25 protein-coding genes are annotated in these 20387 nt (G+C 46.1%); 2 read left to right on the forward strand and 23 right to left on the reverse strand.

The window, feature by feature from the left end; translation table 11 throughout:
* Positions 1–137 precede the first annotated feature (137 nt).
* The 10 genes from CAN90_RS05530 to CAN90_RS05575 are packed head-to-tail and all read right to left on the reverse strand — an operon-like array spanning position 138 to position 5112.
* On the reverse strand, positions 138–323 hold the full coding sequence (locus tag CAN90_RS05530; RefSeq protein ID WP_085832856.1) for a hypothetical protein: 186 nt from the start codon (positions 321–323) through the stop codon (positions 138–140).
* Between the two features lie 39 nt (positions 324–362).
* On the reverse strand, positions 363–932 hold the full coding sequence (locus CAN90_RS05535; RefSeq protein ID WP_085832857.1) for a bacteriophage Gp15 family protein: 570 nt from the start codon (positions 930–932) through the stop codon (positions 363–365).
* Positions 929–1369: a hypothetical protein gene (locus CAN90_RS05540; RefSeq protein WP_085832858.1), complete on the reverse strand. Its 441-nt coding sequence runs from the start codon at positions 1367–1369 to the stop codon at positions 929–931. The genes CAN90_RS05535 and CAN90_RS05540 overlap by 4 nt, the downstream gene beginning before the upstream one ends.
* Positions 1369–1869, reverse strand: coding sequence for a phage tail tube protein (locus tag CAN90_RS05545; protein WP_085832859.1), 501 nt, complete (start codon positions 1867–1869; stop codon positions 1369–1371). The genes CAN90_RS05540 and CAN90_RS05545 overlap by 1 nt, the downstream gene beginning before the upstream one ends.
* A gap of 5 nt (positions 1870–1874) precedes the next feature.
* Positions 1875–2303, reverse strand: coding sequence for a hypothetical protein (locus CAN90_RS05550; protein WP_085832860.1), 429 nt, complete (start codon positions 2301–2303; stop codon positions 1875–1877).
* Positions 2300–2698 (reverse strand): hypothetical protein, encoded by a 399-nt coding sequence (locus CAN90_RS05555; RefSeq protein WP_242953585.1) that lies wholly within the window; start codon positions 2696–2698, stop codon positions 2300–2302. Before CAN90_RS05555 ends, CAN90_RS05550 begins: the two co-directional genes overlap by 4 nt.
* Positions 2695–3087: a DUF6751 family protein gene (locus CAN90_RS05560; RefSeq protein WP_085832862.1), complete on the reverse strand. Its 393-nt coding sequence runs from the start codon at positions 3085–3087 to the stop codon at positions 2695–2697. The genes CAN90_RS05555 and CAN90_RS05560 overlap by 4 nt, the downstream gene beginning before the upstream one ends.
* Positions 3069–3443, reverse strand: coding sequence for a head-tail connector protein (locus CAN90_RS05565; protein ID WP_085832863.1), 375 nt, complete (start codon positions 3441–3443; stop codon positions 3069–3071). The genes CAN90_RS05560 and CAN90_RS05565 overlap by 19 nt, the downstream gene beginning before the upstream one ends.
* 12 nt (positions 3444–3455) lie before the next feature.
* The gene (locus CAN90_RS05570; RefSeq protein ID WP_085832864.1) at positions 3456–4493 is read right to left on the reverse strand and encodes a coat protein; all 1038 of its coding nucleotides are present in this window, start codon (positions 4491–4493) and stop codon (positions 3456–3458) included.
* Positions 4494–4506: 13 nt separating this feature from the next.
* Positions 4507–5112 carry a phage scaffolding protein gene (locus tag CAN90_RS05575; RefSeq protein ID WP_085832865.1) on the reverse strand — a complete coding sequence of 202 codons (606 nt, stop codon included), beginning with the start codon at positions 5110–5112 and terminating at the stop codon, positions 4507–4509.
* Positions 5113–5316: 204 nt separating this feature from the next.
* Here CAN90_RS05575 and CAN90_RS05580 point away from each other — a divergent pair, with 204 nt between their 5' ends.
* Complete coding sequence (locus tag CAN90_RS05580; RefSeq protein ID WP_085832866.1) at positions 5317–6219, forward strand: hypothetical protein; 903 nt, start codon at positions 5317–5319, stop codon at positions 6217–6219.
* A gap of 2 nt (positions 6220–6221) precedes the next feature.
* Here CAN90_RS05580 and CAN90_RS05585 read toward each other — a convergent pair whose 3' ends face one another.
* From CAN90_RS05585 to CAN90_RS05650, 12 genes are all read right to left on the reverse strand, one after another.
* Positions 6222–7424, reverse strand: a complete 1203-nt coding sequence (locus CAN90_RS05585; RefSeq protein ID WP_085832867.1) for a phage minor capsid protein — start codon at positions 7422–7424, stop codon at positions 6222–6224.
* Positions 7424–8857 carry a phage portal protein gene (locus tag CAN90_RS05590; RefSeq protein ID WP_085832868.1) on the reverse strand — a complete coding sequence of 478 codons (1434 nt, stop codon included), beginning with the start codon at positions 8855–8857 and terminating at the stop codon, positions 7424–7426. Before CAN90_RS05590 ends, CAN90_RS05585 begins: the two co-directional genes overlap by 1 nt.
* Positions 8829–10037, reverse strand: a complete 1209-nt coding sequence (locus tag CAN90_RS05595) for a PBSX family phage terminase large subunit (RefSeq protein ID WP_085832869.1) — start codon at positions 10035–10037, stop codon at positions 8829–8831. The genes CAN90_RS05590 and CAN90_RS05595 overlap by 29 nt, the downstream gene beginning before the upstream one ends.
* A complete protein-coding gene (locus tag CAN90_RS05600; RefSeq protein WP_085832870.1) occupies positions 10037–10498 on the reverse strand; it encodes a transposase in 462 nt (153 codons plus the stop codon). The genes CAN90_RS05595 and CAN90_RS05600 overlap by 1 nt, the downstream gene beginning before the upstream one ends.
* Before the next feature lie 163 nt (positions 10499–10661).
* On the reverse strand, positions 10662–11225 hold the full coding sequence (locus CAN90_RS05605) for a hypothetical protein (RefSeq protein ID WP_085832871.1): 564 nt from the start codon (positions 11223–11225) through the stop codon (positions 10662–10664).
* A gap of 62 nt (positions 11226–11287) precedes the next feature.
* A complete protein-coding gene (locus CAN90_RS05610; RefSeq protein ID WP_085832872.1) occupies positions 11288–12022 on the reverse strand; it encodes a DNA-methyltransferase in 735 nt (244 codons plus the stop codon).
* An 86-nt stretch (positions 12023–12108) separates the two neighbouring features.
* On the reverse strand, positions 12109–12576 hold the full coding sequence (locus CAN90_RS05615) for a hypothetical protein (protein ID WP_085832873.1): 468 nt from the start codon (positions 12574–12576) through the stop codon (positions 12109–12111).
* A gap of 2 nt (positions 12577–12578) precedes the next feature.
* The gene (locus CAN90_RS05620; protein WP_085832874.1) at positions 12579–12782 is read right to left on the reverse strand and encodes a hypothetical protein; all 204 of its coding nucleotides are present in this window, start codon (positions 12780–12782) and stop codon (positions 12579–12581) included.
* A 3-nt stretch (positions 12783–12785) separates the two neighbouring features.
* Positions 12786–13094, reverse strand: a complete 309-nt coding sequence (locus CAN90_RS05625; protein WP_085832875.1) for a hypothetical protein — start codon at positions 13092–13094, stop codon at positions 12786–12788.
* Positions 13095–13284: 190 nt separating this feature from the next.
* Entirely contained in the window at positions 13285–14679 is a 1395-nt protein-coding gene (locus CAN90_RS05635) for a DEAD/DEAH box helicase (RefSeq protein ID WP_085832877.1), read from the reverse strand.
* A 6-nt stretch (positions 14680–14685) separates the two neighbouring features.
* Positions 14686–14967: a PDDEXK family nuclease gene (locus CAN90_RS05640; RefSeq protein WP_085832878.1), complete on the reverse strand. Its 282-nt coding sequence runs from the start codon at positions 14965–14967 to the stop codon at positions 14686–14688.
* 413 nt (positions 14968–15380) lie between these two features.
* Positions 15381–17906: a virulence-associated E family protein gene (locus tag CAN90_RS05650; protein WP_085832880.1), complete on the reverse strand. Its 2526-nt coding sequence runs from the start codon at positions 17904–17906 to the stop codon at positions 15381–15383.
* Between the two features lie 81 nt (positions 17907–17987).
* On the opposite strand from CAN90_RS05650, the gene CAN90_RS05655 reads away from it, so the two are divergent.
* Positions 17988–18434: a hypothetical protein gene (locus CAN90_RS05655; RefSeq protein ID WP_085832881.1), complete on the forward strand. Its 447-nt coding sequence runs from the start codon at positions 17988–17990 to the stop codon at positions 18432–18434.
* Here CAN90_RS05655 and CAN90_RS05660 read toward each other — a convergent pair.
* Complete coding sequence (locus tag CAN90_RS05660) at positions 18431–20368, reverse strand: DNA polymerase (protein ID WP_085834294.1); 1938 nt, start codon at positions 20366–20368, stop codon at positions 18431–18433. The genes CAN90_RS05655 and CAN90_RS05660 overlap by 4 nt on opposite strands.
* Positions 20369–20387 lie beyond the last annotated feature (19 nt).

Consider the following 20387-nt stretch of genomic DNA (forward strand, 5'->3'; position numbering starts at 1 on the left):
GATGGCGTTCGTGGCCGGAATTAGGCCGTCGGCCGTGTACCGCTGAATAAAGGCCTGCGCCGCCTTAAAGCTTCTCCCTTGTCCCTCAAGAATACTTTGCAGGCCAAGCAGCGCATTGGATAGTTCGGTTGCAGCACTTACCGAAGACTTGCCAAAATTAACAATTGAGGCAATACCAAAGGCGATACCGACAGCCGCAGCAAGTTTTTTAAGGAAGCAGTGATTCCGTCCAGACCGTTGCTGATGCCCTTAATTCCTTGGTTAAATCCAGCGCTGTCTATTTTGGTATTAATATTAATGCTGCCATCGTAGCCCATTGCCAAAGCGTATCACCTACCTTTACAAATAAAACAGCCCGAGCGTCACTGCCCGAGCTGTGCCATAAAATTATTGATTGTAGCCTGTTCTTCCGTGGTGTAAATCTCCGGCAGGTCAACAACTTCCCGCATAGAGTAGTACCACTCTTTTTCTTCTTTGGTGAGTTTACCTTTTGCTTTTTGCTTGCGTAGGTAAATCAGCCGACTGAAAAAGCATTCTTCCGGCAAATCCAGAAACATATAGGAAAAGCGCCACCAGTGTAAATCTGCTGAGAATAGGTCTATGTGATAGGCTTGTTCAATGGCTGCCATGATGTACCGCGCATCTTGTGACCAGCTGTAATACCGGGTACTGTCTTCATCACCGGAGTCATTGCCAGTGGATTCTTGCCCGCAATTCAGAAACTTCACGGCCAGCTCGGAGGCGCGACGAGCATCCGGCGGAACAATGGGGTATAGTAGCTGTAACATAACGGTTTGCTTTTCAAATCCGGTTAATTCGGGGTCTTCGAATGCCGTCATGATTTGCAAGCAAGTGCGGTAATCAGTGTTCAACGTGTATTCTGTGCCGTCGATTTCCACAGCGGTTGGCAGGCCGTCAATCAGGACGTTCATTTTAGCACGTTCCGGTAGGACGCAGGCGGTGCGGTATACTTGCTAACCTGCTTTTCCCGCGCTTTCTGTACAAATGGCGTAATTCCCTCGAAAAACTGCTCGAACATATCCAGTGTATTAGCCTCGCCAAAAGCAGCCTGACTGGTTCCGGCTCCAAATACATTGTCAATCTTTTCCCGTAGAAAGGCAGAGGTTTCACGCAGCAGGCCGAGAGCGCTTCCGAGATTTTTCGGAATGTCGAACGCACCCACCTCGGTGTTCTCCTGCAAAGCCTCTGCTTTCTGTCGGTACTCTTTTTCTTTTTCCTCAAATTCTCCCAATAAGTTATAGAAGCGTTCGACAAAGGAAATGTCGGTGGGATTAAAAGTAATCACCCGGTTCGGGTCATCGTTGACGCATAGCCGGATTTCGCCAGTGTTGATATGCAAACTTTGCATTACTCTCCACCTCCGGATACGGTAGCCGTAAAGGTTTTTGTGGTTGGGTCAAAAGTTCCAATAACCGGGTCCCCGACCATGTTCACGGTGTAGTTAATTTCCACCGATTTACCACCATCACCGCCGAAGTCGTCAACCTGAATAGATACCGTATTTTTCTCCGCGGGGTATTTTCCCCCTACAGGCGTTTCATACAGGTCTACCATAACAATATCGGTACGGGCGGCATCAAGCACCGCACGCTTTTTACGGAGGCCATTTACATAGTCAAACACCGGGTCGCCTAAGATTGCGGTCTGTTGAGTAGGAATGGTGGGCTTGTAGCTTTCTACATCGGTAGTGCCGCTATCTTGGCTTACATAGGTTTCATCGGAGGTTTCAGGGTTATAATCCACTTTATGGCTGGTAATGCCTTCGCCCATTAGAGCGTAAGTAGCAGTTTCTTTTGGGGTTGTATTCAAGAAGATTGCAAATAGCGATCTTTTGATTTTTCCTGCCATGTATATCATCCTTTCGTTTGGGTGTAAGTCATCTTACAAATAATCTGGTATATTGCGGTCTGGTCGTTTTCGTCGCGCTGGTAAAGGTAGCCCCACGAGGTCGCTTCAATGGATTCTGCTATCTTTTTCGTTCCGAGGTCAGGCAGAGTATCATTGTCCGACTGGTCCTCAAGCCAGTCGGCAAAATCTTCATAAAATCCAGTGTTAGCGATTCGGGTAATATCATCTATGGACGCCTCGCGAGAAAGCAACATGAAAGGAAACTCACGCGTTTTATTCCCGGCTAAATCCTGCGATAGAATACGGGCGCCGGGCAGGGTATCAATGCTGTAATTGACCGCGCCGGGCTCCAGCCCGTCGACGTGCAAATCAGCGAAAGAGTTAAGAGCGGGGCAGGTGGAGATATAAGCCTGTAAAGATTCAATGATACTCATTTGCCACCACCTCCTGCCATCCTTTTTGCACCGTTCACAATCTGCGTGCCATGGACTGCCTTCATCCGCTCAAACCAATATGCGCCGCGTTGCCGATCATCTGGTCGGCTCGTCGCAGTGTTATAGTACCGATTTCGAGCATAAGGGGCAATCCAGCTAACATGACCACTACCGACTACAGTACCAAGCTGGCCAGACTTAATCAGCATGCTAGACCGTATGGGGATAAGTGGGGTGGAGAGGCGCAGTACCTCACTGTCAACGTACTGCTGAGCGCGAGAATACTGCCCCGGCCATTTGTTTTTAAAACTTGTGCTCCACACAAGCTGAGCCCTACCAGCTTTAGTGATGATGATTTCTCCGCGCGGGGTTTTAATCTCGGAACCATCCATCATTTACCACCTACTTCCCAGTGCTGCAAGGAGCCGAAATCGCAGGTTGTGACACTTGTAATAGACAAAGCATCGTAATTCTGTGTCAGTTCCGAAATGGATCCACCGGGAACCGGTGCAAAAGAACACTCACCTTTTACAATAAAGTCCTTGGGCTTAGTTTGCATCGTCCATGAACCGGCAGGCGCTATCTGATAGTCTGCGGGCAGCTTATACACTGCGTCGCCAGAATCAACATCAAATGGGATAAACACTCGCACACTATCCACAGCAGCCGAGCCGCTCTTATTGACGTTTTTTGCCTTGGTATCTTCCCAGAGGACGCCGCGCAGGACGGTACGGTTGTACCCAGCCTTGGTGTAGTTGTAGAGTGTTATGGTGTGGGGAAACATCTATCCACCCCCGCATACATAAGGCCAGTGCCCGCTAGGTATATGTCAACCGCTTGCGATATCCTAGTTCGCTCATCTAAACCGAGAGCGTTCGGATTAAGGTAGCTCACTGACCAGCTGCCAACATTTTCACTTGATTTTGCAGTGCCGGAACGCTCTTTTTCAAGCTGCTGAATTACTTCCGCTGCGACGCAGGTTGCATCCTTGATTTCTTCGCGGCCCGCATCAGCCCTGCCGAACGTAATCGCTCGGACATAGGCCGATGCCTTAACTGCCAGACTGGGGAAATCAGCCTCACTGACGGCGTTGCCGTGGAAGCTGTTCTGATAATATGTGTAATCAGCAAACGCCGTCATAAAACTGCCTCCTTAACCGTTTGTGATAAGCGCTGCCATTGGAATAGCTTTCGGGTCGAACTTAATCGCCCAGTTTGCAGCAGCCGCGAGCTGTGCATCGGTGGGGGAGCCACTGAAACCGGAAGCGGGGGGGATGAAGCTAAATCCGTTCGGGTGGAAAGTTTTGCGAGTGCGGGTGTAAAGTGTGTCCTGACCACCATTTTTTGCAGGTTCACGGTATGCCTCAGACGGTACATCGACACGGCCGGGAGCAGTGCGGATTACGCCGCCACCTAACAGGTAAGTAGTGTACTTGGTCAAATCCTTATTTGCGCCGCTACCACCCACGGAAGCAGTAGGAACGCCATCATCAATAATAACGGTATATCCATTCACGGAACCAATTGCAAGGCTACGCTGTACACCATTTGCATCGGTCTGTTTCCAATACTCTAATACTTGGAGGTTTTCTAGTGTTTTGGCGACGCTGGAGTGCATAATCGCAAGGCTGAATAGAGACTTGTTATCGCCCATAGCTTCAGTAGCAAGGTCGTTCAAATCAGTAATACCAATCTTATACGGCGTCGCGGTGGTGGAGCCAAGGTCAACCACATGGTTATCGTGCCATTTTTTTGCGTGGCCAGATGAGCCGGTCACACCAAATACACCGGATAGGATTTTCAGCAACCGCAGTTGGTCTTGTTTCTGCCAGTAGGTTGCAATATTGCGGGTGATGTTTCCCATTGGGTCAGCACCAGTCAGTTCCGCCACAAAGTTGCGAGCTGTGAAGCCCTTGGCGCGACCAAACACAACACCAGACTGAGAATCGCCACTTGTTTCAGCCGTGTTGATGTCGGTCTGACCATCGTAGTTGTCGGGGTCACCGCTAAGTACGTTATAAAACGGAATGGTGTAGAAATTACCGTCATTCTGAATCATGGACGCAATCTGGGAATCTTCCACCAGTGCGCCGCTGTTCAGCATAGCGGTTTTTACAGGGTCTGGAGCTTCACCCCAAGTTTGGTTGAAAAGTTCCTCATCAAACGGGAATCCAAGAAAAGTACCAGGCATATGTTGTTACCTCCTATTTCTGTGTCAGCCCTTTGTAGATTTCGGGCTGCTCTGTTTTAATTTTTAATTTCTCCATGTACGACATTTTTGTAAATGCCTCTTTGGTGATTTCCGGCAGTGGTGCACCGGTAATTGGTTCAGTAAACTTGGGGGCGGGCTTGCCACTGGCAAACGCACTGGGGTCGTCTGTCTTGGCCTGTGTCAGAATATCATCGAACCCGATTAGTTTGCCGCCGTCCAGCTTCAACTGCTTCTCTTTCAGCATAGAAAGAAAAGAGCTCTTTGCAGCCTTTGACGTGAAATTCACATCAGACAGGGCGGCAAGAGCAGCATCGTTGTAATCGCGTTCAGCTAGCTTTTTTTGATAATCGGATTCGGCAGTTTCATACTTCTGCTTCCAGTCGTCTGCAGCCTGCTGGATTTGCTCCACATTCAGGCCCTTGAACTGTTCGATTTGCTGATTCGCGGCTTCTAGGCGTTCTTTGTAGTCGTCGCGCTCGGTAGTGAGAGTAATAATAGAAGTTTTCTGCTTTTCGATATCTGCACCGTTCAGCGCCAGAATCTTGTCCAATACATCCTTGTCCTCAATTCCGAGTGCAATAATGTCTTCTCGTTTCATATAGTTCCTTTCCCGCTACGCTTTTGTACGTGGTTGCATCACCCGCGCCCGTAGTTTTACGACGTCGGGTCGGTCAAAATCTGGGGTATAAAAACAGCACCTGCAAATTGTAGGTGCTGTTTTTATAGAATATTTACTTGAAAAATGTTGAAGTTTGTTATATTTATTAAATAATAGTAATATATAAATAAAAAGGAGAAAACAATGCATAAAAATATAATGAAAATAAGGATAAGAGCGAAAGTTAAACAGAAAGAACGTAAAAGGTTAGACAGAGAAAGTATAAGTTCTTTTTTTGATATTACTGTAAAAGCATTAGCAATATTCTCTACCTTAGCAATTATTCTTTCTGGTTTCTATAAATCAGCATTATATGCTTATTACGGAATCGATAACATTTTACTTGAATTTGATGTTCAAGATATATTTGTGACTTCAGTATTAAATCTAATAGTGATAATAGTATGTATCGGAGTTCCTTTTGCCGTCTGGAAGACATGTAAATCTAAACTTAAATTCCATGAAAAGATGTTATATAACATAGTCTACTTTTTAGTGTACATTGTGTATTTAATTACATGTTTATACAACGCAGCAGAATCATTCGCTCTAAATACCGAAAATATTAATTTATTTAACGAGATTAGAAATTTAAATACAAGATGGACTATTATATTTTTTTTGGTTAGCTTCTTTGGATCTCTTTTTATCTTTTGTGGTATAAAAACAATATGTGATGATAGAAATAACATGGTCTTGATTGCTTTGGGAATAGCATCGTCTCTAATTGTCTTTGTTTTGTCATACATTAACATTTTAAATACATTTTTTCGAGTGAATAATTATAATGAAAGCTATAGTACGATTGAAATGGATAAACAGAGCTATGTTGTTTTGACTTCTTATAAAGATAACATTATTATTGCACCTTACGTTAAAATTCAAGATTTACATTCAAATTTAAGACATAATTATAAAGAGGTATATGATGCTGTCATTTTTACAAATACATATAAAATTGTACCCGTTAATAACAGCACTATTTCTTATACCCATATAGGTTTATGTTATGTTGATAAACATAGTACAATAGATACTATGAAATAACATTACCGTTTTCTGCTACCAAACCATACCGCTTTCTGCGCCTGACTTCTACCGAATCCAAGCACCTGCTCTCGTTCAGTTTGTCGTAGCATACCGGTCTGACCGAGAAAATCGTCCATCTGTGACTTCTGCCGGGATAGCTTCACTGAGGCAGCCTGAAAACGCTCAGTCAATGCGTTTTTCAGTTCTTCGCTATCGGAGCTTTTGATTCCGGCATCATACCCCGCAAGCTCTCGCTTGGTAGCTCTAATCTGGCGTTCCATGGCGCGCTGCATCTGAGTGGCATCGTAATACTTAATAGCTTTACCGTTATATCTAACGGTTTGATTTTCATAATAACGCAGTGTCTCTCTAGGGTATGCACTTGGAGAAATACCTTCAAAAAAAGGAAAAAAACTGTGCCGACAGTTCCATCCGCAGAGCCCAGCACCAGTGCCATATCCTGTAGATTTTACAAAGTCAGGATATTTGCTGTGCTTACCAGACCGGCTAAAGATTTTGCCTTGCCACGCTTGATGTTCCGGCCGAGCTCCGGGGTGTGCTGTTGTTTCCACCAAATCGCAGCCCATATCATCAGCATAATGCTCTGATATCTGTGACGCAGTTTGCGTTACCCCTGTCAGCGTTGCTCTGCGTATCGCCACGTCCAATTTATCGCGGTGACCGGTGGGGTAAAGAACCTCGGTCCCGGATTCAGCCGCAGAGCGTACAGCGTTTCGGATAGCGGTCATATAATCGAAAGCGCCGCTTTCCACCTGCATTTCTGCAAGGGTAACGGCATTGATATAGGTTTGCTGCGAAGCTATGGCTGTAGTCATTGAGAGGTTTTTTAGGTGGCCGGCAGTTTTTTGCATACCCGCTTGCAGCACTTGCATAGCGCCTAACGATTGCCGCAAAGGTGGGGGAGAGAGGCCGGCGGCACGATAGATACTCATGTCTATTTCTAAGGCCTGAATCCCAGCATCTTCAAACAGCCCTCGTACCTGCTGGTCGCTGGCGTCGGTCATTTGTGAGACAGCGCGAATAATATCATCCAGCAGCAGGCCTGATTCTTGGAGCCTTTGAATCTGCCAGTTGGCTGTAGAAGAAACGCCGCCAGTCTTTACAAGACGGCGCACAATGTCACGGGTGATGGTTTCGTCGAGTTTGCTGTATAGCCCCAGCAGGTCGTCTGCGGCGTAGTCAAAATAATCAGGTGGGAGCATTAGGCATCACGCTCCCCAAATCCAAACGGATTGCTGAGATTTGCGCTTTGCTGCGCCTCCGCAACAAGCTGTTTTGCTTCTTCTTCGGTATATCCCTCGTAGTCAACGAGGTACTTCCATTTGGGCAGCACGTTAGCAATCACCATCTGCCAAGCCCTGGCACGGTCCTCGGAAACATTGACAGACAGGTCCCTCATAGAATAGCTTTCTTCATATGTTCCGGGAGGGGCGAGGTTATACAGTGTTGCATAAACGCCCAGAGCATAAGCCAGTCCGGACAGGGCGGTTTTCAATGCCTTTTGAATATCCGTCGCAGTAGATACAGTGCGCTGCTGGTCAGCCTCAACCTGCGTTGCTGTGACCATACCAGTTTTCTCATCAAAGGAGAAATATCCGTTAGAGAATCCGCATTGGTTGCCGGCAATGTTCAGAAATGTTTGCATGCTCTGGCGGTACTCAGCAATACGAATAGTAGGATTGAATTCATGGTAGGTATTTGCTTCGTCCACGCCATACTCTAAACCTTGAATCAGGTCGGGGATAGGGTTGTTCGTAACATTGCCTTTATTATCGCGCCGGAGAATTTTATCGGATACAAACACCTTGCGATCAGCGGTTTTAATTTCTCTTCGCAAGCCACGAGCGGTAATATCAATATCCTGAATCGTGTCTATTGCTTTTGCAAAGATAGAGCAACCAAGGGGGGAAGAACTGTCAATCTGATTTGCCCAGGGCATTTTCAGATACGAAAACAGCGGTTGTTCTAGATGGTCTATGCTGACTTCCGGCTGAATGTTTACCCATTCTCGCACAGCAGCTAACGAAATCGGGCGGCCAATAGTATTCGGGCTGTCACTCACGAATGCCTTGTTACTGATTTTGTATATGCTTCCCTCAAAACGTTGGTACTCAAAGCGATTGTAGTATTTGTCACCAACCTGCTTTGATGATATGAATATGACTCCTGTTATGTCTCCGTTGCTATCCAAATCCACCGGAATGAATTCTCCGTGCTTAATGAAATCCACGCCGCTGCCATTTGGTTTCAGCATCATACCGCCCATAGCACAAGCATATTCCAGTTGGGTCCGTATCTTATCTTGCAGCTTTGCCATGCGCTGTTGAAGGTAATCAGCGCGGGCAGAGCCTGTGATTTTAAAGGCAAGCTCAATTGTTGCTAAGCGGGCTGCTTCGCTAGACACGATGGAAGCAAACTGGGCGGAGCGCATTTCCGGGTCATCATCCAGCCAACAAGCCCGACCTTCGTATATTTGTTTCCAGTTTTCGATAGATCCCATCATAACAGACGACGCTGCCGGCTGAACTTTGAAAATCTGGTAAACTTCCTGTGGACTAAACACGTTGTGAAACACCCCCTTAATCCAGTTTAAAAAGCCCACGGTATCACCGCCAATTCTCCCATCTGAATTCATTCCTTAAAATCGTGCTGGTAAAGTAGCGCACATCATCCATTGCATGGTCAAACTCTTTGAGCACGGAGTCCTCTGGCTTATCCGGGTCCCAGGAGTACGCCTCGAACTCTCGGATACAATCATCGCAGCACTCACAAATTTGTATCTTTCCTGCCTGCAGCAGAGAGGAAACCGCCGCAATGCCGGGAATAACATCGTTCTTCGCTTTATCTACAGGGAACCGGCCGTGCCGGTAAACTGTTTCAATGAAGCTGCTTGCGGACGGGTCAACCACCACACGCTCGATGTAGAGGTCACCGGCCAGCTTTTCTACCTCTGAGTAATGTTCCTCGTCGGTTCGCTGCTGCTTTGTTTTACGGCCATCATGGTAATACTCGGCAACTCTGATTGCAACGCCATCACGCACACACCACAAGCCTGCAGAGAACGGATTTAGAATGCCGTAATCAATACTGATGAAGTAACGGCCTGTACCAAGAAATTCGGAGATGATATGCTTTTCGCGGTCAAACATAGGGTAGACGAGGCCCTCTGCCTGTACCCATTCACCTAATACATAGCGGCGATAAAACACGCCGGTGTACATGCTTTCATATCTCGCAAGAGTTTCTTTGCTAAGAGACGGATTGTCTGACATGAGAAAATGTAAGTGCATAGCATCTTTGCTATCGAGTTGCTTAATCCATTCCTCATAAAACCAATGCTGTGGGTTGGCTGGGTTGCAGTTAAACCAGAACTTAGCACCCTCTACGGAGCACCGGGCAAGAGCCTGTTCCACAAAGGAGCGGGGCATTAGTGCTACTTCATCCAGCAGCACGCCGGCCAGCGTGATGCCCTGAATCAGCTGATAGGAACTTTCGTCTTTTCCACCGAATACATAGAAGGTGTTGGTTTTGCCTCCACGGCTTACGGTCAGTATGTGATTAGCAAATCGAATAGCGAAGTGCTCCTTGAGGTATTTAATTGCTAGGAGCGGCTTTATTACATTTCGTTCGGCAGAGATAACCGTCTTCCCACAAATGCCAAAATTCTGGCCGTTGTAGTTGGCCATTGCCCACAAAAGATAGGAGAGGGACATAACAGCAGTTTTGCCAGAGCGAACAGCACCATCACAAATCAAAGCGGTTTTACCGGCGTAGGGAAAACGCAGTATTTCCTTTTGCTTTGCTGAGAATCCCATTACTTAAAATCCTCCTTGATAGCTGCTGTAATTGGGTCGTCTTCTGAATTAACGGATCCAGCATTTTCTGGTGGTTTATCTCGCCATATATCTGGACGCCTGTTTTTCAGCCAGAAAGCCGCGGCTCCTACATCAGGGACAACCTGTTTTATCGTTTGAACTACCTTGCGGGATTTTACTTTCCCGCCCGGTCCTTCCTCAACCTCAACTTTTTCTTCAAGGTACTCGTAGCCCTTTGCCCGTTTGAGTAGTGCATTCTCAACTTCAATATCAACAACTTCCTTGCCTCTTTTTAAGGCGTCGGAAATGTCGGGATACTTTGCTTTCCAAGCGTATAGAGTGGCACGGTTAACTCCCATTTTTTCGGCGAGCTGCTCATCAGTTAGGCCCTCTCGTGCCCAAGCTTCAAGGAGGAGCCTTCCGTCCGGAGTCAGCCACTTTTGATATTTGCCTTTCGCCACACTCGTCACCACCTCGCTCTATCTGATATAAACATCGCGGCAGCATGCAGTACGGCACACCCGCCTTGTGGTAATCGTTCCAAGGGCAATTGATGCACTTCACTGCTGCTCACCTCCTGAAAATGGGTATGAAAAAGGACGCCTCATAGGGCGCCCTTAACTATTAGCGGAGATTCCTAAACAATGGATTTTTGCTTTCATCAGCTATACCTAAATAATCGGATTTTTCATATAAAAATTCCTTATTATAATTTTTGGGGAAGTTCTCTATCAGAAAAGTTATTAGTCTCTTATCATCATATCCAAGAATGATAAAATTTCGCCTGTTTTTATGCCTCAAAGCTTTTTTATTAATAACTTTTCCGGATTTTAACTCAGAAATAGGAATTGACGTGATATATAAAAGGCTTACGGTTCTTCCGTTTCCTCCATATTTTATATATAAGCCCCATTCTGTAACATCGCAGAAATTGATTTTGCGGGGTAAGAAACCATGTTTGAAGAAGATAATTTCATTTTCCGTTACTTTAACAAAAGTCAAAAGAAGAGTAATCAATATAGTGCCAGGTATTACAAAAATAAACAAAGGGAAAAAATATACAGGAGTGTAATTACCTTTTTCTGCCGCATAATTTGTTACAACGGTACCTAATATACACGATATTACAATCCATATAGGCAGAATGACTCCGAGTGTATAATAAGGCCAATAATATTTATTTTTCATGTTATGGCTCCTACAATTTATTAACCTTAATACTAGAACTAAATATTTATAAAGTCAACATATTAATTATACGCTTTCATTCTACGTGTAGCTATATGATAATACTGCTTGTCCCACTCGAACCCTGTAAAATTACGCTTAGAGTTAATACATGCAACCGCCGTTGTACCGCTCCCCATGCAGTTGTCCAGTACTAATTCGCCGGGATTGGTATATGTCCGAATGAAGTATTCAAACAGTGCAACAGGCTTTTGTGTCGGGTGAAGACCGCGTTCGCATTTTACTTCCAGCAACTGCCTTGGATAATGTACAACACAGGTTTCGGTATCATGAGACAAGCTTCCATCCTTTGCATAAACAAAATCTCCGTGCGCCGGCGCTTTCTTTCCTCGTTGAATAATAGGCTTATCCAGTACAATAATGCCCTGTGGGTTGTACGTGGGTAAATGTTTATAGAAAACACAGACTTCTTCCACGCACCGCAGCGGCTGCCTTTTAGCATTGGCGAACCCGGTTATCATGTTTTTGCTCCAATACCAGCAATACCGGAATAGCTTCGGTTGGCTACTGATTAATCTTGTGGTAAATGGCTGGCATGCTGTTAAAACAATAGCCCCGTTGTTCTTAATGATGCGTAGATACTGCTGCCACAGCTGGTCAAATGGAAGCAAGCTGTCCCATCTGCAGTCTGTAATGCCATACGGCAAATCGCACAGTATCATATCGATACTTTTATCCGGGTACATACTCATACCAGACAGGCAGTCCATATTAAATATTTTATTGGTATAGTTCATATACGGCTCCTTTCATAGGACCCGCACAAAGGTATGAAAAAACGCCCGGCTATGTGCCAAGCGTTTGATACAAAATTCCCATAATATTATTTTACAGGATACAATCCGGAATTACCGGAATTTAATAAATATTTTTCAATCTTTTTCCTTGGGGTTCCTTCGTCACGACACCCAATACGGTAAGCTACTTGGGGCCATGTTAGCCCTTGTATGTAGTACAGAGTGATAATCTGACGAATCTTGCTGTCCTCAATACTTTCGATAAATCGGTCAAGCTTGTCGTATTCCTCTTGGCGCCGGCGCTCACGTTCAGCAATTGCCAACTTGATTTTTTGAAGTCGGGCATCTTCATCGTGAAATGCAGCGGTTTCGGTAGGAGAAACTCCACAAACCGTAACGCTGTGCTTTTGGTACGGCGGGTATTTGCTCGATGCTTCCACACAGTTTGGAGTTTTCATGCTACGCATATTATTTCGGATTTCTGCGCGCTGCTCTTTTAGTAGTTGTATCTCACGCTTTAAATCGCGCAGCTGGGATAGTTCTTTTTTGGTCACTTCTAATACCCCCTTAATAACCAAGATTCACATTGTTTAAAAGTTTCAAATTCCTCAGTCCACGCATCACCAGTGGAGTTGTCTATTCCTATAAATTTACTTCCATCGATACACCAAAATAGGCCGTGAGGCGAATACTTGGCTATGATTTTTAAAGCTTGTTGTTTACTCACATTGGTAATAAGTTGATTTGTCGCTGCAGCCATTCGCTACCTCCTTCGCCGGGCTTCCATTTTCTCATAATCCTCGGACTCATACCCCAACCCCATCTGGTCGCAACGCTTGTCCACATGCTGCCAAAAGATTTCATCGTCTTGATGCTCGATGATGAGATTCCCGACATATTGGGATAATTCAAGATTCCGTTTAGCTCCGAACCCATACAAATCGTTCAAAGCGACGGCTACCAGCTTAAACAGCCGGCAGCTCATGCTATGGCTTTCTTCCTGGATATACTGGTCTACTACTTTCAAATCCCGGTTAGACATCATCTGCTGGGAGGGAATACGTGCTTTCATTCAGAGGCCTCCCTTATTGGTCTAGCGACCATGAAACAATATCCTAGAAAGACACTATTCAAAGCCGCGTTAGTGGGATTCGCATAGTTTAAGAAGGCGGTGGAGATGCCGCTGAGAATAAAGCAGACCCCGGCTAATCGCACGATGAACCAATAGACTTTTGGGGATGATAATGCATTTAAAAATCTTTTCATGCGGATTCCTCCTTTACTTTTTCAATCCTGACGCGAAGGGACTTCAAAAGACTTTCTTGTGTGTTGCTTTTTCCCTGCAAAGCATCCATGACATCCTCGTCCATACTACCCTGTACTATCAGGTGATGGATAAAAACTTTCTGTTTCTGACCCTGTCGGTGCAGACGTTTATCTGCTTGCTGCTTTAATTCCAAGGACCAGTTAAGCCCGAACCAGATAATGTGATTACCGCCATCCTGCAAGTTCAGGCCGTAGGCGGTGCTGGCCGGATGCGCCAGGAGAATATCAATCTGGTGATTATTCCAGTCGGTTTCATCCTGGGCATCTTTGTACACCCTGATTCGTAAGCCTGACTTTTTCAGTGCTGCTAAAATCCGGTCTCGGTCATGCTGGAAGTTATAAAACACAAGCGCCGATTGCCCCTGTAGTGCTTCCACAAGTTCCAGAAATGCTTCAATCTTGCACTTGTGAATTTCTACCACCTGCCGGTCTTCTCCGTATACAGCGCCATTTCCAAGCTGTAACAGCTTTGTTCCAAGGGCTGCAGCTGTAGTGGCCGTGATTTCCTCATCGTTGATTTCTAGCAGCATGTCCTTTTCTAGCTTCTTGTAAGCTGCTTGTGCCTTGGTATCCAACTGCACAGGAACTTCTATCGAGAGACATTCGGGTAAATCCAGATAATCTTCCGCACTCATGCTGATGCAGATATCGTTAATTTTGTCTTGGATGGTGTCGTCGGCTCCATCCTTTGGTTTATAGCTAAAAACCTGCTGGGCACTGCGCTGGTCTGGGTCAAAATACCGCTGCCGGAACCCGCCTATTGTTTTGCCCAAGCGTTCACCACCATCCAGTAAGTACACCTGCGCCCACAAGTCAATCAGTCCGTTTGGGGCTGGGGTACCGGTTAGTTCTACCAGTCGGGAAATCCTCTTTCTTACCCAGCAAAGAGACTTGAATCTTTTGGCTTGGTGATTCTTAAAGCTGCTGCTTTCGTCTATCACCACCATGTCGAAGGGCCAGTCATTTCGGTAGTAGTCTACCAGCCATTGGACATTCTCGCGGTTTATGACATACACGTCTGCTGGGGTGTTGAGGGCTCGGATTCTCTGTTTTAGACTTCCCAGCACCGGAATAATTCGCAGTAGCTTTAGGTGTTCCCACTTGGCAGCCTCTTTGCTCCAAGTTGCTTCGGCCACTTTCTTTGGGGCGATTACCAATACCTTTCGGACGGCAAAGCGGCTGTATTTTAACTCATTTACTGCGGTCAGAGTAATTACCGTTTTGCCGAGACCCATGCCAAGATAAGCGCCTAGCCCGGGTCCGGGGAATACAGGCATGTCCACAATCCGGTTAATGCAATAGGCCTGGTAGTTATGGGGGAGAAATTTCATTTAGCCTCACCTGCCCATGTACTCAGCAATGAATTGATCAACACGTTCTTTTCGGTCGATTACCCACACTTCAAAGCCAAGAGATTCTAATTTCTTATGCTGACTTCTTTGCAAAGCCGTTGGTTGTTTTCCTGGCGCTTTCAGCTCTACGAATACGGCCCTGCCTCCGGGTAAACAAACCAATCTGTCTGGCACCCCTGTGTTTCCCGGCGAAACGAATTTGCACGCCTTGCCGCCCAGTTCTTTCACCCTGTCGCGAAGATATGCTTCTATCGCTGCTTCTCTCATATTTCCTCCTACTCTGGCAGATACCAGAACCAGTTTAATGTTTCACCATTAATCACGGAATCGTTCCAGCATTTTACCCCTAAAGCTTTGCGAGCCTGTTTTAATTCTTTTCTGGTAAATCCCTGTTCAAAAGCTTTCTTACGAACATAATCACAGCAAGTTAATCCTTGAGATTTTAAAAAGACAAATAACCATTTTTCACAAGTTATCATATTAATTCCTTTCGAGAATTTCCGTAAACCTTTTCCCTATATACGTTATATGAGGGAAATATATAGAGTTATAGAGGTATATATACTTTATATTCCTTTATTTTTTATTTATATAAATAAAATTGGTTTACATAGTTTACAAATAGAAATAATGGCTTTGTACTGCGGTTTTTTGTGTAAATCATCTTGTAAACTATGGAGTTAAATTTGGTTTACTTGGTTTACACCCATTTCTTGACCATGGTTTACAAGTTTACAAATTTCGGGTACTTGGTTTACATCTTGGTTTACAACTTTTCCGATATATTTAAAGCCTTTTTGCGTGCCGTAGTTAGAGCCAAATCGCATTGTACTAACTCTTTCCCAACCGGGTAAAGCCCCTAAAATCTCGTTGATTCTGTGGGCATCTGCCTTGGGCATTGTGCGGTTTTCGCCAAGGCATTCACGCCATATTTCCAATGCGCAAACGCGGTCTCTGGGCATTAGTTGCAGGTCACCACGAACACTAGAAGACCAGAACATATTTCGCCGAGCACTGTCCCACGAGAACCAATCTCCGGGTATCTGCTTTTCTAAGAAGGCTTCTATTTGCCCGCGCAAAGGATCTCTTTCCATGTGAATCTCACGCCGTGAATCTGCTTCGGCTTCGAGCTCTTTCGAAAGAATTAGAGGTTCACCAAGCTGCCAACGCACAACGGATTCAGCCCATATCTGATTGACTGTCTCGGGAGTTAAATCCTTAAATACGTTCTTGCTAGGGTTCTGTACTCCTGTATCAACAGGCCAGAAACGACGGTTGCCTGTCGGGTCACGCAGGTACTCTTGGTTATTAGTAGTGCCGAAGAAAACGCAGTGCCTGGGGTGCTTTTCTGTACGCCGGGCGTAGGCCGCCCGGTACTGGTCTTCTGTCTTACTCAGGAACTGCTTTACCAGTTTTACATCGGAGCGGCTAAGAGCTTCCAATTCTCCTATTTCTACTATCCATACACCGCGCAGTAGTTCAGCTGCTTCTTTGCCCTCAAAGGTACCAACGCTATTAGAAAACCATCCACGGCCAAGCCGGGAAAAGAAAGTCGTTTTACCGATGCCCTGAATACCCTGTACAACCGTCATAGTGTCAAATTTGGTACCCGGTTCTATCGCACGGGCGACAGCTCCGACAAGTGCCTTGCGGGTCACAGCGCGGGTGTAAGGGCAATCTTCTGCGCCGAAGTAGTCAATGTACAAGTTGTCTATGCGTGAAACTCCGTCCCACTGTAGGCTGTGTAAGTAATTTGAAACAGGATCAAAAGTATTTCTTTGTGCTACCAGTAAAACAGCATCAGAAACAACCTCAGAAGAACGGAATTTAAGTACCTCATGAGTGTAATCTCGAATGCCTGCGTCATCGGCCTCGCCCCACTCGAATTCACCTTCGGCATCGGTGCGAATGCCCCACGGCAGCGGAGCGATGCCCAGTAGCTGATTTGTGAAGGTGTTTAGCTTGATTCGGCCTTTTAATAGAGGGTCATGTTCTAGCATTATGCGAACGTTGCGGGTGGATTTTGCTGGTAAACCCGATTGCGGACTAACCTGCAGCAGGTCCATCCAGTTAACGTCTGTAGCACCATCTTCGGGCAAAGGCACTGTTCCTGAGAAGTCTCTTGTCGCGGCCTCATAACGCTCTCTGTTGAGTAGAGTAGAAACTTCTTTATCCTGTACAGCCAGCTCGCACATGGCGGTATAAGATGGCAGCCTGATAGTTGGTGTGCCGGGTTGGGCTTCGTCGTCCTTATCAGAAAATAGATGATAGCGAACAAGGTCAAAGGCATTACAGAGTTTGCCACCTGCCGGGTCAGTAGCATGGTGGCTGAATATAAAAGTACCGTTGTCGTATAAGATAGCGCCGCCGGTCGTGCTACCACCTGTAAAGGTGTAGCGGTCGCTTATATTGTCTACTGGCTCATAGATACCTGGCAGGAACTTATCCATAGCGGACAGCACGTTGTATGTTCGGCAGAAAGCGCCGACAACACCGTGCTTTTCAACCGGGTCGCCTTGCTTGGCTGCCAGGCGTTTGTGTGGGTCTTGCACACCGGGTACCTGTGGCCAAATAGTAACATTGTGCCAATCTTGCCCAGCCTGCGCATAGAGTCCCAGAACACCATCAGCGGAAAGAAAAGGCTTATCTCCGAAAGTGTATATGTACTGACTATCTGAACAACAAGATGGCCAGTACATTAACCGGGAAGCCTCGAACGTGGACGGGTCGCACATCTCTATACCGATAAGCTGTGCAGCTTTGCGAGAAATTGGTTCGTACTCGTCGGCCGTGCAGGTACGGTCTAAAGGTAGAATAATACGTAGTCGGGGAGCCTCTGGGGCGTGCTTGCGGGTGGAGTAAATGCAGTACCCGCAGCCAAGGCCATCTACCCGCCGCAGCACGTCGTCAGTGCCGCCGGCGGGGACGTGGTCAAGGTCAAGGGTTAGAATATCACGGCCATCGATGGCGTTTCCTTTGCGACGACCTCCGTCGTGGACGACACCGCCTACAAAGCCGCCAACATCTTTCAAATTATCCTGTTGGGGCTTTGTCATGCGTAGGTAAGCGGTTAGCGTTTCAGTGCTGCGTACTGGTACGGCTAATTTATCGTAAAGCTCAGATATGTAGAGCTTCTGCGTCGGCCACTTGGTAGCATTGCGGCTGCCGGCGGCGCTGATGGTTATTTGCCGGTCATTTTGAAGCATTTTGTTGAAGTCACTCCTTTACAAATGGAATAATATGGGGTAAGATATCAAATTAAATATAATAAGGGGAGGTGTAGCGCGATGAGCGAGGGAGTTTTTGCTATATTGGGGGCAATTACAGGCGCAGTTACGAGTGGCACTATAGGTTATTATCAACAAAAGTATATCGCAAAGCGCACGGTGTCTATGGATATCTGGAAACAGAAACAGGTTCTATTTAAAGAAATAACTAACTGTCTTATAGATATCACTAAAATGGATTCTGAGACACTAAACGAGAAAGATGCCGAGTATCTAACCCGTGCACTAATTGGTTTTTCAAAATTCTATACAGAGCATAGGGGAGAATTTTATCTGTTTTTTGATCCTATATATCGCACACAAATTAACACTTTACATTCCAACATAGAAGAAAAACTGGAATCGGAGTATTTTTCAAGTGATGCTTGTGCAGATATAGTCTTTGAGTCGAAAAAATTATTAGAGAATACTAGAAACGATTTTAATAGATTAATGGAATCAGTTTAATCCTTTGTGAAATAGTCCCCAATCCATCCTTCTGCTGACAACGGCAGACCAGGCGCCCATGAAATAGGTATACTCATTATTTGGCAGACCGATTTAAGGTCTGCCTTTTCTTTTGAATAGTCGATTACTACTTCATCATGAATGTGAAATACAATCGGGTACCCGGCGGCTTCCAGACGTTCAATATTTTCTGCCAAGCAATCGCGGGCGATTGCTTGTACGATGTTCTCTGTTAATTTGCCGCCATAGGATTCTATGGGTTCCCATCGTTTGGTTGTCTGGTTCATGCCCCAATATTGAATAGATGGCTTTCCCCATTGATTGGTACCGAGCGAGGGTCGGGCATAGTAGAGCTTGCGGCCAGAAGGCAGAGTGACGGTAAGGAAATATTGGTCAGTATCATGGTCACCCTCTAAAGCAAACAGTAACCCACGTACACCCGCGGGTCGTCCTGTACGAACCACACCAAGCGCGGCGTTTTCAACAGAGTACCAAAGGTCAACAATTCTCTTGTTGGCCTCTCGCCAACGGCGAACAATATCCGGTAAATCCTCTTCTGGTATTCCCATCTTGAGGGCACTCATTTTGATAAGTGCACCAGTAGAGCCTTGATAACCAAGTGCCAACGTCGCGACTTTACCCTTTTGACGCAGCTCGTATTCCGGATGCCCTTTGACGATTTTCTCTATTGGCACACCAAACATGTTGGCTGCGGTCGCTTCGTAAATCTTGCCGTGGCCGCGGAATACGTCCAGAACCCAGTCCTCGCCAGCAAGCCACGCAATCACACGCGCCTCAATGGCGCTGAAATCGGCATCAACAAATTGATGCCCGGGAGCTGGAATCAGAGCCGTGCGTATTAGCTGAGAAAGGGTATCTGGTATACTGCCATAAATCAGCTGCAGGTGGTCAATCTTCCGGCCTTTGACCAATTCACGAGCCAGATCTAGCATGTCACCGTGAAGGTATGTTCTCGGTAAGTTTTGAGGCTGAATGATTCTGCCTGCCCATCGACCGGTTCGATTGGCTCCGTAATACTGCAGCAAACCACGTACTCGACCATCTTCACACACCGCCTCAGTCATGGCGGTGTATTTTTTTACACTTGTTTTAGAAAGTTCCTGCCTGATTTCTAAAGCCCGTCGAACCGTATCATTTGGAATCTCACCTTCCAACATTGTTTTGACTGTTTCTTTTCGCAGGTCTGTAACTTGAGTACCAGTTTCTTTTGTGAGCCAACCAGAAAGCTGTGGAACACTGTTAGGATTATCAAGACCGGTCAGCTGAACGGCTTCTTGTGTCAGCGTGTCGGTAATTGCCTCATTGCACTCCAGTGCCCCATAAATTAGGTCGAGGTCTACGGCTACGCCGCGGGCATTAATACGCAAATCAGTTTCCCATTGCTTCTGAACAAAATCCGGTACTGGGAACGGTGACAAGCGGCGCTGTATCTCCTGTTCGGTAATTACATCCTGCCGGTTGTACTCTTTGAAAAGTTTCCACTTCTCCGGTTCATGGTGAGGCAGTGTTCTTGTTCTGCCACCGTTTCGCGCTGTGGGCGTTGTAGGAGTACAGAATAGCTTTATCAGTGCTTTGCCAGTTGCCAGTTTGCGTTTGTCCTCTGGCAGACCCAAAGCGGCACCTGTAGCACCAAGGCCAGCAGTATATCCACAGTAAAGGCCGTGGAGCATTGTGTCGCGCCACTGGGTAAGCCATTTACCAGGGTCAGGAATGTAGAAATGTTTTGATAAGCAGTACCACTCAAAAGCAGCATTATAAGCGTGTTTTATAACGTCAGGCCGGTAAAGGCTGCTGATAATAGAGCCAGGAATCTCTTCGTTTTTTGCTAAATCAATAACCTGAACTGGTGCGCCGTCAAATGAGTAGGCAAACAGTAAGATTTCAAAATCCAGAGATTGCACATATTTGTACATGCCAGCCTTTTTGATATCC

Source organism: Clostridium merdae, assembly GCF_900176635.1.
Lineage (GTDB): Bacteria > Bacillota > Clostridia > Oscillospirales > Acutalibacteraceae > Faecalispora > Faecalispora merdae.

Coding starts and splice junctions, on each gene's coding strand:
- CAN90_RS05560 (WP_085832862.1), bottom strand. CDS start 3,087: ATGTTTCCCCACACCATAACACTCTACAACTACACCAAGGCTGGGTAC.
- CAN90_RS05580 (WP_085832866.1), top strand. CDS start 5,317: ATGCATAAAAATATAATGAAAATAAGGATAAGAGCGAAAGTTAAACAG.
- CAN90_RS05590 (WP_085832868.1), bottom strand. CDS start 8,857: ATGAATTCAGATGGGAGAATTGGCGGTGATACCGTGGGCTTTTTAAAC.
- CAN90_RS05535 (WP_085832857.1), bottom strand. CDS start 932: ATGAACGTCCTGATTGACGGCCTGCCAACCGCTGTGGAAATCGACGGC.
- CAN90_RS05575 (WP_085832865.1), bottom strand. CDS start 5,112: ATGAAACGAGAAGACATTATTGCACTCGGAATTGAGGACAAGGATGTA.
- CAN90_RS05640 (WP_085832878.1), bottom strand. CDS start 14,967: ATGAGAGAAGCAGCGATAGAAGCATATCTTCGCGACAGGGTGAAAGAA.
- CAN90_RS05655 (WP_085832881.1), top strand. CDS start 17,988: ATGAGCGAGGGAGTTTTTGCTATATTGGGGGCAATTACAGGCGCAGTT.
- CAN90_RS05650 (WP_085832880.1), bottom strand. CDS start 17,906: ATGCTTCAAAATGACCGGCAAATAACCATCAGCGCCGCCGGCAGCCGC.
- CAN90_RS05565 (WP_085832863.1), bottom strand. CDS start 3,443: ATGACGGCGTTTGCTGATTACACATATTATCAGAACAGCTTCCACGGC.
- CAN90_RS05555 (WP_242953585.1), bottom strand. CDS start 2,698: ATGATGGATGGTTCCGAGATTAAAACCCCGCGCGGAGAAATCATCATC.
- CAN90_RS05570 (WP_085832864.1), bottom strand. CDS start 4,493: ATGCCTGGTACTTTTCTTGGATTCCCGTTTGATGAGGAACTTTTCAAC.
- CAN90_RS05660 (WP_085834294.1), bottom strand. CDS start 20,368: ATGTACAAATATGTGCAATCTCTGGATTTTGAAATCTTACTGTTTGCC.
- CAN90_RS05540 (WP_085832858.1), bottom strand. CDS start 1,369: ATGCAAAGTTTGCATATCAACACTGGCGAAATCCGGCTATGCGTCAAC.
- CAN90_RS05595 (WP_085832869.1), bottom strand. CDS start 10,037: ATGGGATTCTCAGCAAAGCAAAAGGAAATACTGCGTTTTCCCTACGCC.
- CAN90_RS05610 (WP_085832872.1), bottom strand. CDS start 12,022: ATGAACTATACCAATAAAATATTTAATATGGACTGCCTGTCTGGTATG.
- CAN90_RS05545 (WP_085832859.1), bottom strand. CDS start 1,869: ATGGCAGGAAAAATCAAAAGATCGCTATTTGCAATCTTCTTGAATACA.
- CAN90_RS05605 (WP_085832871.1), bottom strand. CDS start 11,225: ATGAAAAATAAATATTATTGGCCTTATTATACACTCGGAGTCATTCTG.
- CAN90_RS05625 (WP_085832875.1), bottom strand. CDS start 13,094: ATGAAAGCACGTATTCCCTCCCAGCAGATGATGTCTAACCGGGATTTG.
- CAN90_RS05635 (WP_085832877.1), bottom strand. CDS start 14,679: ATGAAATTTCTCCCCCATAACTACCAGGCCTATTGCATTAACCGGATT.
- CAN90_RS05585 (WP_085832867.1), bottom strand. CDS start 7,424: ATGCTCCCACCTGATTATTTTGACTACGCCGCAGACGACCTGCTGGGG.
- CAN90_RS05550 (WP_085832860.1), bottom strand. CDS start 2,303: ATGAGTATCATTGAATCTTTACAGGCTTATATCTCCACCTGCCCCGCT.
- CAN90_RS05620 (WP_085832874.1), bottom strand. CDS start 12,782: ATGGCTGCAGCGACAAATCAACTTATTACCAATGTGAGTAAACAACAA.